Origin of the sequence: Donghicola mangrovi (genome assembly GCF_013377535.1) — a bacterium.
Classification (GTDB): domain Bacteria; phylum Pseudomonadota; class Alphaproteobacteria; order Rhodobacterales; family Rhodobacteraceae; genus Donghicola; species Donghicola mangrovi.
Genome location: NZ_JABCJE010000005.1, coordinates 127,508 through 139,803 on the forward strand (window position 1 = coordinate 127,508; position 12,296 = coordinate 139,803).

A 12,296-nucleotide genomic window follows, 5' to 3' on the forward strand; every position below is an offset into this window, starting at 1 on the left:
AAACCAAACATGTGCGCGGCCGTGCCCGCGCTCTGCTGGATTAGAGGTTGGGGTACAGCGGGAAGCGTGCGCAGAGCGCTGCGACTTCTTCGCGGACTTTTGCTTCGACCGCGTCGTTGTCGTCTTCGCCGTTCGCAGCCAGACCGTCGACTACTTCGATGATCCACTTGCCGATCTGACGGAACTCTTCCTCACCGAAACCACGGGTGGTGCCGGCGGGCGAGCCCAGACGGATGCCGCTGGTGATGGTGGGCTTTTCGTCGTCAAACGGAACGCCGTTCTTGTTGCAGGTGATGTGCGCGCGGCCCAGAGCTTTCTCGGTCGCGTTGCCCTTGACGCCCTTGGGGCGCAGGTCAACCAGCATCAGGTGGGTGTCGGTGCCGTGGGTCACGGTGTCCAGACCGCCCTTGTGCAGCTCATCTGCCAGCGCTTGCGCGTTCTTGATGACCTGCTTCTGGTACTCTTTGAACTCGGGGCGCAACGCTTCGCCGAAGGCAACCGCTTTGGCCGCGATCACGTGCATCAGGGGGCCGCCCTGAATACCGGGGAAGATCGCCGAGTTGATCTTCTTGGAGATCGCTTCGTCGTTGGTCATGATCATACCGCCACGGGGACCGCGCAGGGTCTTGTGGGTGGTGGTGGTCGCAACGTGGACGTGCGGGAAGGGGCTGGGGTATTCGCCTGCAGCAACCAGACCGGCAAAGTGCGCGATGTCGGCCATCAGGATGGCGCCAACGCTGTCCGCGATTTCACGGAACTTGGCAAAGTCCAGCTGGCGCGGGATCGCCGAGCCGCCAGCCACGATCAGGGCGGGCTTGTGCTCGTTGGCCAGTTCCTGGATCTGGTCGTAGTCGACATCAAGGGTCTGACGGTTCACACCGTACTGGACCGCGTTGAACCACTTGCCCGACTGGTTCGGCGCCGCACCGTGGGTCAGGTGGCCGCCAGCATCAAGGCTCATGCCCAGAATGGTGTCACCGGGTTTGATCAGCGCCTGGAACACGCCCTGGTTCGCCTGCGAACCCGAGTTGGGCTGCACGTTGACGAATTCGCAGTTGAACAGCTGCTTAGCGCGGTCGATTGCCAGGTTTTCCGCGATGTCTACGTACTGGCAGCCGCCATAGTAACGACGACCCGGGTAGCCTTCGGCATACTTGTTGGTCATGACCGAACCCTGCGCTTCGAGCACAGCAGCCGATACGATGTTTTCCGAAGCAATCAGCTCGATCTCGTCGCGCTGACGACCCAGTTCCTGACGGATGGCGCCGAACAGTTCGGCGTCGCGGCTTTCCAGCGATTCAGTGAAAAAACCATTGTCACGATGAGGGGCGTTCATGGGAGCCTCCAATAGCCAAAGGGGGGTATTGGCGGTGTACCTATAGGAAAGTGTTACAAGAGCAAAGATCGTAAAGCGACCAACTGCACCAAAGGCGCGGCAGTGCTGGTGCTTCGGGGAAACTTGTGGTTCTTTCGGAACCGACCTCTCCTTCAGGAAACAGGGTATGACGATCCGAATTGCATTTTCCGCCAGCTCCGCCCCGATCGCGCAAGCCGCAAAAGAGGCGCTGGTTCGCCGTTACGGCGGGGTGCCGGTCGAGGAAGCAGACATCATCGTGGCCCTCGGGGGCGATGGTTTTATGCTTCAAACGCTTCATGCGACACAGGAATTGCCTGCGCCGGTCTACGGGATGAACCGTGGCACCGTGGGCTTTTTGATGAACGAATATTCCGAGGCAGACCTGCCCGGACGCCTTGCCCGCGCCGAGGAAGAGATCATCAATCCCCTGTCCATGAAGGCCGTGACCGTCGATGGGACCGTCCATCACGCGCTGGCCATCAACGAAGTCTCGCTGATCCGGAACGGCCCGCAGGCGGCGAAATTGCGAATCACGATCGACGGGCGGTTGCGGATGAAAGAGCTGGTCTGCGACGGTGCGCTGATCGCCACGCCAGCCGGATCGACCGCCTATAACTATTCCGCGCACGGACCGATTCTGCCCATCGGAGCGGATGTTCTGGCGCTGACCGCCATCGCGCCGTTCCGTCCCCGCCGCTGGCGCGGGGCGCTGCTGCCCAAGAAGGCTGTCGTGAAGTTCGATGTGATTGATTCGGGCAAACGCCCCGTTATGGCGGATGCGGATTCGTCCTCGGTGCCGAATGTGGCCTCGGTCGAGATTCGAGTGGAGCCGGACATCAAGCACAAGATCCTGTTCGATCCGGGCCACGGCCTCGAGGAACGGCTGATCCGGGAACAATTCGTCTGATCCACCCGTTGGCCTTCTGAAATCCATTTTCAGGAGAGCATTATGAACGGGTTTGTTGCGGCGCTGACCTCGCCGACGTTTCTGGTTGTCTGGGCCTGTCTGGTGGTTGTCTGTCAGATCGTGCTGCAGGTCGACCTGAGGCGGAACAACAGCCACCTGATGTCCCTGATGAAGCTCGTCTGGAGCTTTACGGTTCTGTATTCGGGGCCGTTCGGTCTGGCGATCTATTGGTTCTCTGGCCGCAAAGAGATTCCCGATGACAGCGATTATCGCCGCGCGTTCCGGTCGGTGGCGCACTGTTACTCGGGCTGCGGGTTGGGCGAGCTGGCGGGGCTGCTGATCACCGTCGGGATTTTCGGGGCAGGGCAGTGGGTGACCGTGGTGGTGACGTTCCTGCTGGCCTACGCGGCGGGTTATGCGCTGACGGTCGGGCCCTTGGTTCAGGATGGGGTTGGCCTGAAATCCGCGATGAAGGATGCGGTGATCTCGGAAACCCCGAGCATTTTCGTGATGGAGGTTGTGGCCCTGACCGTCGATCTGCTGGTCGCGGGGAATGCGGGGCCGGATCAGCCGATCTTCTGGTCGTCGTTGGTTTTGTCGCTGAGCTGCGGTCTGATCGCGGCGTGGCCCGTGAACCTCTGGCTGATCCGTCATGGGATCAAAGAGGGGATGATGGACCCGCGGATGACCGACCATCACCACGGGCGGGACCATCACCACCAGCACGCGCACGGCTGAAACGAAATAGGGCCGCACCCGATTAGGATGCGGCCCTGATCTTGTTCTGCGTCAGCGATTAGGCCGCCGGATAGCCCAGCGTTTTCAGCGCAACGCGGATTTCATCCAGAATGGCCGGATCGTCGATGGTCGCGGGCATCTTGAACTCTTCGCCGTCCGCGATCTTGACCATGGTGCCGCGCAGGATTTTGCCCGAGCGGGTCTTGGGCAGGCGGTCCACCACAACAGCCAGTTTGAAGGCTGCCACGGGGCCGATCTTGTCACGGACCAGCTTGACGCATTCCTTGACCACATCCGCATGTTCGCGGCCCGAGCCCGAGTTCAGGCACAGGAAGCCAAGGGGTAGTTGGCCCTTCAGTTCGTCCGCAACACCGATCACGGCGCACTCGGCCACATCGGGATGGCTGGCCAGAACCTCTTCCATGCCGCCGGTGGACAGGCGGTGGCCCGCGACGTTGATCACGTCATCGGTGCGCGCCATGATATAGAGGTAGCCGTCCTCGTCCTTCATGCCCGCGTCGCCGGTTTCGTAGTAGCCGGGGAAGGTGTTCAGGTAGCTCTTCTTGAAACGCTCTTCGGCGTTCCACAGGTTCGGCAGGGTGCCGGGGGGTAGGGGCAGCTTGATCGCGATCGCGCCAAGGGTGTTCGGCCCCACCGGATGACCGGCCTCGTCCAGAATTTGCACGTCATAGCCCGGCATCGCGACCGAGGGGCTGCCCAGTTTGACCGGCAGCTGTTCGATCCCCAGCGGGTTCGCCGCAATCGCCCAACCGGTTTCGGTCTGCCACCAGTGGTCGATCACTGGCACGTTCAGTTTCTCTTGGGCCCATTCGATGGTCGCGGGGTCCGCACGTTCACCCGCCAGATAGACCGCGCGCAGGCCGCTCAGGTCGTACTTCTTGATGAACTCGCCGGTCGGGTCTTCGCGGCGCACAGCGCGGAAGGCGGTCGGCGCGGTGAAGAACGATTTGACCTTATGCTCGTCAATGATGCGCCAGAAGGTGCCCGCATCGGGGGTGCCGATGGGCTTGCCCTCGAACACGATGGTGGTGTTGCCGGTGATCAGCGGACCATAGCAGATATAGCTGTGACCCACGACCCAACCCACGTCCGACGCGGCCCAGAAAACTTCGCCGGGCTGAACGTTATAGATGTTCTTCATGGTCCAGTTCAGCGCGACCAGATGGCCGGCGGTGGGACGCATGACGCCTTTGGGCTGACCGGTGGTGCCCGACGTGTACAGGATATAGGCGGGGTGGTTGCCCTCGACCGGAACGCATTCCGCAGGCTCGACGCCGTACTGGAAGCCGTGCCAGTTGTAATCGCGGCCCTCTTCCAGATGGGCGACTTCCTGTTCGCGCTGGAGGATGACGCAGAACTCGGGCTTGTGTTTGGCCAGATCAATGGCGCCGTCCAGCAAGGGCTTGTAGTGCACCACGCGGCCGGGCTCGATCCCGCAGGAGGCCGCGATGATCGCCTTGGGGGTCGCGTCGTCGATGCGGACCGCCAGTTCGTTCGCCGCAAAGCCGCCGAACACGACCGAGTGGATCGCGCCGATACGGGCGCAGGCCAGCATCGCTTCCAGCGCCTCGGGGATCATGGGCATATAGATGATGACGCGGTCACCTTTTTCCACGCCCTTGGCGCGCAGGGCGCCGGCCAAGCTGGCCACGCGATTGCGCAGCTCGAAATAGCTGATCTCGCGCTTGGTGTGGGTGACGGGGCTGTCATAGATGATCGCGGTCTGGTCCCCGCGGCCTGCCTCGACGTGGCGGTCCACGGCGTTCCAGCAGGTGTTGACCTTGGCGTCCGCGAACCATTCGTACAGGGGCGCGTTTTCGCTGCTGAGTGCTTTGGTCGGCTTCTCGACCCAGTCGATGGCCTCGGCCTGAGCCATCCAGAACCCCTCGGGGTCGTTCTGCCAGCTCTGATAGATATCCTGATAGCCCATGGCGTCCTCCTCAAAATCTCCTCGACCAAAGTGCTAGGGCACGAGGGGGCCATCGGGCAAGTGCGTTACCGTGAACAAACGGGGTAATTTGCAAAATGCCGCACCTGCAGCATCAAATGGTTTGCAAAGTCTTTTCAGGTTTTCAGGTCGGGGGTGGGTTGTGTGTCAATTTGCAAATTCTGCTGCCGGAGGGTGCGGTTGATTTGCTGAAACCAGAATCACCTGCCTGAAAATGACACAGCACCGGCGCGGGGCCGGTGCTGCATCTGCGTTCGTGGATCGGATCAGCCGTAATGGGCGACCGGGGTCCCTGCGATGGCCGCCATGTTCAGCAGCCCGCGCGAGGTGATCGAGTGGTTCACGATGTGCGCGCGGTTGCCCATGCCCATCAGGATCGGGCCGACTTCCAGTCCGCCGCCCTTCATCTTGAGGATGTTGCGCACCCCCGAGGCCGCGTCCGCGTGGCCAAAGACCAGCACGTTCGCCGCACCCTGCAGGCGGTTCTGCGGGTAGACGCGGGCGCACAGTTCAGGGTCCAGCGCGGCGTCGATGTTCATCTCGCCTTCGTAGATAAAGTCGCGGGGCTCGCTGTCCAGAATGTCGATGGCGGCGCGCAGGCGCTGGCCGGTGTCACACTGGGTCGAGCCGAACTGCGACTGGGCGCACAGCGCGATGCGCGGGGTCAGGCCAAAGCGTTTGACGTGACGCGCGGCACCGATCACCGACTGCGCGATCTCTTCGGGGGTGGGGGTCGAGCGCACGTGGGTGTCCGCGATGAACAGCGGGCCATCCTCGAGGATCATCAGCGACAGGGCCCCGTGGGGGTGGTATTCGCCGCCACCAAGGATCTGGTTCACGTATTTCAGGTGCCAGCGGTACTCGCCAAAGGTGCCGCAGATCATGCTGTCCGCTTCGCCGCGCTGAACCATGATGGCCGCAATCGCGGTGGTGTTGGTGCGCATGATGGCGCGGGCCAGATCGGGGGTGACGCCGTTGCGGCACATTATCTGGTGATAGGTCTCCCAGTAGTCGCGATAGCGCGGGTCGTTCTCGGGGTTGACCAGATCAAAGTCCTTGCCGTGGCGGATGTTCAGGCCCAGACGTTCGCAACGCATCTCGACGACTTCGGGACGACCGATCAGGATCGGTTTCTCGGTGGTTTCCTCGAGGATCGCTTGGGCGGCGCGCAGGACGCGCTCGTCTTCACCCTCGGCGAACACGATGCGGCGCGATGCGGTCGCGGCGGCCTCGAACACGGGGCGCATCAGCATGGCCGATTTAAAGACCGACTGGTTCAGCTTGGCTTTGTAGGCTTCCAGATCCTCAAGCGGGCGCACGGCCACACCGGTTTCCATCGCGGCCTTGGCCACGGCGCTGGACACCACGCCCACCAGACGGGGGTCGAACGGTTTGGGGATCAGGTAATCCGCGCCAAAGGTCATCTGCTCGCCCTGATAGGCGGCGGCAGCCTCGGCGCTGGTGGTCGCGCGGGCCAGTGCCGCGATGCCTTCGATACAGGCCAGCTGCATTTCGTCGTTGATCTCGGTCGCGCCGACGTCCAGCGCGCCGCGGAAGATGAACGGGAAGCACAGGACGTTGTTCACCTGATTGGGGAAGTCCGAGCGGCCGGTCGCGATGATCGCATCGGGGGCCACTTCGCGGGCCACGTCGGGCAGAATCTCGGGGTTCGGGTTGGCCAGCGCGAAAATGATCGGCTGTTTGGTCATCTTAGCGACCATCTCGGGCTTCAGCACGTTCGGGCCCGACAGGCCTAGGAACATGTCCGCGCCGTCGATCACCTCGGCCAGCGTCCGCAGGTCCGACTTCTGGGCATAGGCGGCCTTTTGCGGGTTCATGTCGACCTCGCGGCCCTCATAGACCAGACCGTGAATGTCGCACAGCCACACGTTCTCGCGCTTGACCCCCAGTTTCAGCAGCATGTTCAGACAGGCGATGCCCGCCGCGCCGCCACCGGTGGAAACGATCTTGATGTCTTCGAACTTCTTGCCGGCCACGTGCAGCGCGTTCTTCGCCGCTGCGCCCACCACGATCGCGGTGCCGTGCTGGTCGTCGTGGAACACAGGGATGTTCATACGCTCGCGGCAGATTTTCTCGACGATAAAGCAGTCGGGGGCCTTGATATCCTCAAGGTTCACGGCGCCAAAGGTCGGCTCCAGCGAGCAGACGATGTCGGCCAGTTTCTCGGGGTCGCTTTCGTTGACCTCGATATCAAAGGCGTCGATGTTCGCGAATTTCTTGAACAGAACGGCTTTGCCTTCCATCACGGGCTTCGAGGCCAGCGCGCCGATGTTCCCCAGACCCAGCACCGCAGTACCGTTCGAGATGACCGCCACAAGGTTGCCCTTGGCGGTGTAACGGGCGGCGTTTTGCGCGTCGTCCCGGATCTCCAGACAGGCCTCTGCCACGCCGGGTGAATAGGCGCGGCTCAGGTCGCGACCGTTGGCCATCGGCTTGGTGGCGCGGATTTCCAGTTTCCCCGGCTTGGGGTGTTCGTGGTAAAACAGCGCCGCCTGGCGCAGGGTTTCATTCTGTTGCTCTGACATGACGCAATCCCTTTGGGAATTTTTGTTTAGCGTTAAACTATTTTTGCGCCAGTTGGAAGGCAGCGAATTGCAAAACATTCGCTGCACTGCCGCATAAGGTGCCTTGTTTGGCGTGGTTCCGCCGGTCAGGCTCTTGTCAAATCATGTCGTAAAAGGTTCACTGTTCTTGACCATTTGATCAAACGGCGGAGAGTCCTGATGTCCTTGCGCGACGACGCGATGAAAGTGCGTGAAAACGCCTATGCGCCCTATTCGAATTTCAAGGTAGGCGCGGCGGTGCGCGCCACCGATGGCGCGGTCCATCAGGGGTGCAACGTGGAAAACATCGCCTACCCCGAGGGGACCTGCGCCGAAGCAGGCGCGATTGCTGCCATGTGCGCCGCCGGAGGCAGCCGCGAGATCGCTGAGGTCTATGTGATCGCCGACAGCCCGACGCCCGTGCCGCCCTGTGGGGGCTGCCGCCAGAAGCTGGCCGAATTTGCGCCGCGCGACACGCCGGTGACCTTGGCAACCGTCGATGGGGCAGAGCTGAAAACAACCGTAGGCGATCTGCTGCCCGGTATGTTCGACGCAAGCCACATGGAACGCACCTGATGGACACCCGCCGTCTGCTGTCTGACCTGCGCGCAGGCCGCGTGCCCGCGCCCGAGGACCTGCGCGCCTTTGCGTTGGGTCTGGGAACGGGCGAGGTCAGCGATGCGCAGGCGGGGGCGTTCGCGATGGGCGTTTGCTTGGGCGCTTTGGGGCCAGAGGGGCGCGTGGCGCTGACCTTGGCGATGCGCGACAGCGGCGACTGTTTGCAATGGGACCTGAACGGACCGGTGTTAGACAAACATTCGACCGGCGGGCTGGGGGATTGCACCAGCCTGATCATCGCGCCCGCACTGGTGGCCTGCGGGGCCTATGTGCCGATGATCTCGGGTCGGGGCTTGGGGCACACGGGCGGGACGCTGGATAAACTTGAGGGGATCCCCGATCTGCGCACCGATCTGTCCGAGGCGCGGTTGCGGCGGCAGGTTGCGGATGTGGGCTGCGCGATTGTCGGGGCCACGGGGCGGATCGCGCCTGCGGACAAGCGGCTTTATGCGGTGCGGGATGTGACCTCGACCGTGGATAGCCTTGATCTGATCACGGCCTCGATCCTGTCCAAGAAGCTGGCTGCGGGGCTGGATGCCTTGGTGCTGGATGTGAAGTGGGGGACGGGGGCGTTCATGACCTCTCCCGAGGCGGCGCGGGAACTGGCGCTGTCCTTGGTCGGGACGGCGAACGCGGCGGGGTGCCCGACGACGGCGCTGATTTCCGACATGAACCAACCCTTGGCGCGGTCGATGGGCAACGCGCTAGAGATCGCCGCGGTGATGGCTGTGCTGACCGGCCCCGAACGCGGGGCATTGTTCGAGTTGTCCTGCGCGTTGGGGGCCGAGGTTCTGGTGTCTGGCGGTTTGGCCGCAACGCCGGAAGAGGGCGTGCAGCGCATGGAAATGGCGATCAACAGCGGCACTGCCGCCGAGGTGTTCGAGCGCATGATCGCCGCCCAAGGCGGGCCCAGTCGGTTTGCCAGCGAATGGGGTGCCTTGTTGCCAGAGGCGACGGTGATCCAAGAAGTATACGCCCTCGAGGCGGGGTTTGTGGCTGCGATGGACGGGCGGGCTTTGGGCGCGGCCGTGGTTGCTTTGGGCGGGGGGCGGTTGGTGGAAACCGACCGCGTGGACCCGTCGGTCGGGATTTCGGATATGGCGCGATTGGGGGATGCGGTGGACCGTGGCCAGCCCATCGCCCGCATCCACGCCCGCACCGAAGCCGAGGCGGAACGGGCCGCCCAAGCCTTTCTGGCAGCGGTGCAGATTGGCGATGCGCCTGAACCTGCGTCGCTCGTCGTCGAAAGGATCACAGCATGACCCGTGCGTTTCTGGTGGTGATGGACTCGGTCGGGATCGGCGGAGCGCCTGATGCGGATCAGTTCTTTAACGGCGATCTGCCGGACACGGGGGCGAACACGCTGGGCCACATCGTGCAGGCCTGCGCCGAGGGGCGGGCCGAAGAGGGGCGCTCTGGTCCCTTGGCGGTGCCGGTGTTGGAAAGTTTGGGCTTGGGACAGGCGGAGCGTTTGGCCAATGGCGATCGAGTTGTGGATCAGCCGACTGGCCTCTGGGGTGCGGCGACCGAGGTTAGCCGTGGCAAGGATACCCCCAGCGGCCACTGGGAACTGGCGGGGGTGCCGGTGCCTTGGGACTGGACGTATTTTCCCGACACCACGCCCGCGTTCCCCGATGATCTGGTGGCCGAGGTCGCTAAGGCCGCCGGAACCGACGGCATCCTTGGCAATTGCCACGCCAGCGGCACCGCGATCATCGACAAACTGGCCGAGGAGCACATCCGCACCGGCCAGCCGATCTGCTATACTTCGGCTGATAGCGTGTTCCAGATCGCCGCGCATGAAGAGCATTTCGGCCTCGATCGCCTTCTGAAACTGTGCGCTGACATTGCGCCGACCCTGCACAAGATGAAGGTCGGGCGTGTGATCGCGCGGCCCTTCGTCGGGGATGCCGAGGCGGGCTATACCCGCACCACCAACCGCAAGGATTTCGCGCTCGCGCCCCCCAGTCCGACCCTGTGCGATTGGGTCAGCGGGGCAGGGCGCGAGGTGATTGGTGTGGGCAAGATCGGCGACATCTTCTCCATGCACGGCATCACACAACTGTACAAAGGCAGCGACGCGCAGCTAATGGACCATCTGGACCGGCTGATTGATGACGCGCCCGAGGGCAGCCTGACCTTTGCCAATTTCGTGGAGTTTGACAGCCTCTATGGTCACCGCCGCGATGTGACGGGCTATGCCCGCGCGCTGGAGTGGTTCGACGCGCGGATCGGGGCGATCCTGCCGCGCCTGCGCGAGGGCGATCTGCTGATCATCACCGCCGATCACGGCAACGATCCCACGTGGCACGGCACGGACCACACCCGCGAACGGGTGCCGGTGCTGGGCTATGGCGTGGGGGCGAAACCGATCGGACTGGTTGCCTTTGCCGACGTGGCTGCCAGTATCGCGGCACACCTGAATATCCCCGCCCAAGGGCCGGGAAGGAGCTTTCTATGACAGAAGAAGAGATGGAACATCCGCCGGTCAACCTGCCCAAGGTCGAACTGCACACCCATATCGAAGGGGCCGCGCAGCCGGATTTCATCCGCCAACTGGCGTTTGAGAAAAAAATAGACATCAGCGGGATTTTTGATGACCGTGGGGCTTATCGGTACAAGGGGTTCCTCGAATTCCTGCAGGTCTACGAGGCCGCGACCACCGTTCTGAAATCCCCCGAGGACTTTCGCCGTCTGACCCTGTCGGTGCTGGAAAACGCCGCCGAGAATGGCGTCATCTATATGGAGAGCTTCCTGTCGCCCGAATTCTGCGGGGGGGCGGATGTGGGCGCGTGGACTGAGTTCCTGCACGCCATTCAGGACGGCGCCGCCGAGGCCAAGAAGAAATACGATATTGAAATGCGCGGCGTGGTGACATGCATCCGCCATTTCGGCCCCGACAAGGCCAAGCTGACCGCGATCTGTGCTGCCGAAACGGCGGGGGATTTCGTGACCGGTTTCGGGATGGGCGGCGATGAAAACGCGGGCCATCAGCGGGACTTCATGTGGGCCTATGACTGCGCCCGAGAGGCCGGTCTGGGCCTGACCACCCACGCCGGTGAATGGCGCGGCCCTCAAGAGGTGCGCGATGCCATCGACGATCTGAAGGTCACGCGCATCGGCCACGGTGTCCGCTGCATTGAGGATATGCGGCTGGTCGAACATTTGGCCGAACGGGAAATCACGCTCGAGGTTTGCCCGGGGTCGAACGTGGTGCTTGGGGTCTATCCCGACCTCAAAAGCCACCCGATTGAACGCCTGCGCGCCTATGGGGTCAAGGTGACGGTGTCCACGGACGATCCGCCTTTCTTCCATACGACAATGCAGCAAGAGTACGCGGAACTGACCCGCGTGTTCGGCTGGGAAAACCGCCATTTCAAGGAAATCACCCTCAACGCTGTGCTGGCGGCCTTTTGCGATCAGGCCACCCGTGACGCACTGACCAAACGACTGGAGGACGCTTTTTGACCGATCAGACCACCATCCCGCACCTGACCGTCGTTGATCACCCGCTGGTCCAGCACAAGCTGACCCACATGCGCAAAACCGGCACGCCCACTGGCGTGTTCCGCCAGCTTTTGCGGGAAATCAGTCAGCTTCTGGCTTACGAAATCACCCGCAATCTGGAGATGACCCAAGAGACCATCGACACCCCCCTGTGCCAGATGGAGGCCCCCGTTCTGGACGGCAAGAAACTGGCGCTGATCTCGATCCTGCGGGCGGGGAATGGTCTGCTGGATGGCGTTCTGGAGCTGGTGCCTTCGGCGCGTGTGGGGTTTGTCGGTTTGTATCGCGACGAGACCACTTTGGAGCCCGTTCAGTACTATTTCAAAGTGCCCGATGCGCTGGGCGAACGTCTGGTGATCGCAGTCGATCCTATGCTGGCGACAGGAAATTCCGCCGTCGCGGCGATTGATCTGCTGAAAAAGGCGGGCGCCACGAATATCCGTTTCATGTGTCTTCTGGCCGCCCCCGAGGGCGTCGAAACCATGCGTCAGGCCCACCCCGATGTGCCGATTGTGACGGCCTCGCTGGACAGCCATTTGAATGAACATGGCTACATCGTTCCGGGCCTAGGCGACGCCGGAGATCGCATGTTCGGCACCAAGTGATGTGGTAGTTATTGCTTTACCCCCAACCACT

General features: G+C 62.6%; 10 protein-coding genes. 7 read left to right on the plus strand and 3 right to left on the minus strand.

Annotated elements, in window-relative coordinates; all coding sequences use genetic code 11:
• Nucleotides 1-40 precede the first annotated feature (40 nt).
• A complete protein-coding gene (gene glyA, locus HJ536_RS12495) occupies nucleotides 41-1,336 on the minus strand; it encodes a serine hydroxymethyltransferase (protein ID WP_176854998.1) in 1,296 nt (431 codons plus the stop codon).
• Between the two features lie 166 nt (nucleotides 1,337-1,502).
• Here glyA and HJ536_RS12500 point away from each other — a divergent pair, with 166 nt between their 5' ends.
• Nucleotides 1,503-2,264: an NAD kinase gene (locus HJ536_RS12500; RefSeq protein ID WP_177157957.1), complete on the plus strand. Its 762-nt coding sequence runs from the start codon at nucleotides 1,503-1,505 to the stop codon at nucleotides 2,262-2,264.
• 42 nt (nucleotides 2,265-2,306) lie between these two features.
• A complete protein-coding gene (locus HJ536_RS12505) occupies nucleotides 2,307-3,002 on the plus strand; it encodes a DUF4396 domain-containing protein (RefSeq protein WP_177157958.1) in 696 nt (231 codons plus the stop codon).
• A 58-nt stretch (nucleotides 3,003-3,060) separates the two neighbouring features.
• Here the strand turns inward: HJ536_RS12505 and prpE are convergent, their stop codons facing one another.
• Together prpE and HJ536_RS12515 are read right to left on the minus strand one after the other, a co-directional pair.
• Nucleotides 3,061-4,953, minus strand: coding sequence for a propionate-CoA ligase PrpE (gene prpE / locus HJ536_RS12510; protein WP_177157959.1), 1,893 nt, complete (start codon nucleotides 4,951-4,953; stop codon nucleotides 3,061-3,063).
• A gap of 284 nt (nucleotides 4,954-5,237) precedes the next feature.
• On the minus strand, nucleotides 5,238-7,517 hold the full coding sequence (locus HJ536_RS12515) for an NADP-dependent malic enzyme (protein WP_177157960.1): 2,280 nt from the start codon (nucleotides 7,515-7,517) through the stop codon (nucleotides 5,238-5,240).
• Between the two features lie 93 nt (nucleotides 7,518-7,610).
• Here HJ536_RS12515 and HJ536_RS12520 point away from each other — a divergent pair, with 93 nt between their 5' ends.
• The 5 genes from HJ536_RS12520 to upp are packed head-to-tail and all read left to right on the plus strand — an operon-like array spanning nucleotide 7,611 to nucleotide 12,265.
• Nucleotides 7,611-8,111, plus strand: a complete 501-nt coding sequence (locus HJ536_RS12520; protein ID WP_177158040.1) for a cytidine deaminase — start codon at nucleotides 7,611-7,613, stop codon at nucleotides 8,109-8,111.
• Nucleotides 8,111-9,415 (plus strand): thymidine phosphorylase, encoded by a 1,305-nt coding sequence (locus tag HJ536_RS12525; RefSeq protein ID WP_177157961.1) that lies wholly within the window; start codon nucleotides 8,111-8,113, stop codon nucleotides 9,413-9,415. Before HJ536_RS12520 ends, HJ536_RS12525 begins: the two co-directional genes overlap by 1 nt.
• Nucleotides 9,412-10,614: a phosphopentomutase gene (locus HJ536_RS12530; RefSeq protein ID WP_177157962.1), complete on the plus strand. Its 1,203-nt coding sequence runs from the start codon at nucleotides 9,412-9,414 to the stop codon at nucleotides 10,612-10,614. Before HJ536_RS12525 ends, HJ536_RS12530 begins: the two co-directional genes overlap by 4 nt.
• Nucleotides 10,611-11,621, plus strand: a complete 1,011-nt coding sequence (locus HJ536_RS12535) for an adenosine deaminase (RefSeq protein ID WP_177157963.1) — start codon at nucleotides 10,611-10,613, stop codon at nucleotides 11,619-11,621. Before HJ536_RS12530 ends, HJ536_RS12535 begins: the two co-directional genes overlap by 4 nt.
• A complete protein-coding gene (upp, locus tag HJ536_RS12540; RefSeq protein ID WP_176855007.1) occupies nucleotides 11,618-12,265 on the plus strand; it encodes a uracil phosphoribosyltransferase in 648 nt (215 codons plus the stop codon). Before HJ536_RS12535 ends, upp begins: the two co-directional genes overlap by 4 nt.
• Nucleotides 12,266-12,296 lie beyond the last annotated feature (31 nt).

Bases quoted from the DNA above. Each gene is read 5' to 3' on its own strand.
- prpE (WP_177157959.1), bottom strand. From the start codon at position 4,953: ATGGGCTATCAGGATATCTATCAGAGCTGGCAGAACGACCCCGAGGGG.
- HJ536_RS12515 (WP_177157960.1), bottom strand. From the start codon at position 7,517: ATGTCAGAGCAACAGAATGAAACCCTGCGCCAGGCGGCGCTGTTTTAC.
- HJ536_RS12500 (WP_177157957.1), top strand. From the start codon at position 1,503: ATGACGATCCGAATTGCATTTTCCGCCAGCTCCGCCCCGATCGCGCAA.
- glyA (WP_176854998.1), bottom strand. From the start codon at position 1,336: ATGAACGCCCCTCATCGTGACAATGGTTTTTTCACTGAATCGCTGGAA.
- HJ536_RS12530 (WP_177157962.1), top strand. From the start codon at position 9,412: ATGACCCGTGCGTTTCTGGTGGTGATGGACTCGGTCGGGATCGGCGGA.
- HJ536_RS12505 (WP_177157958.1), top strand. From the start codon at position 2,307: ATGAACGGGTTTGTTGCGGCGCTGACCTCGCCGACGTTTCTGGTTGTC.
- HJ536_RS12535 (WP_177157963.1), top strand. From the start codon at position 10,611: ATGACAGAAGAAGAGATGGAACATCCGCCGGTCAACCTGCCCAAGGTC.
- HJ536_RS12525 (WP_177157961.1), top strand. From the start codon at position 8,111: ATGGACACCCGCCGTCTGCTGTCTGACCTGCGCGCAGGCCGCGTGCCC.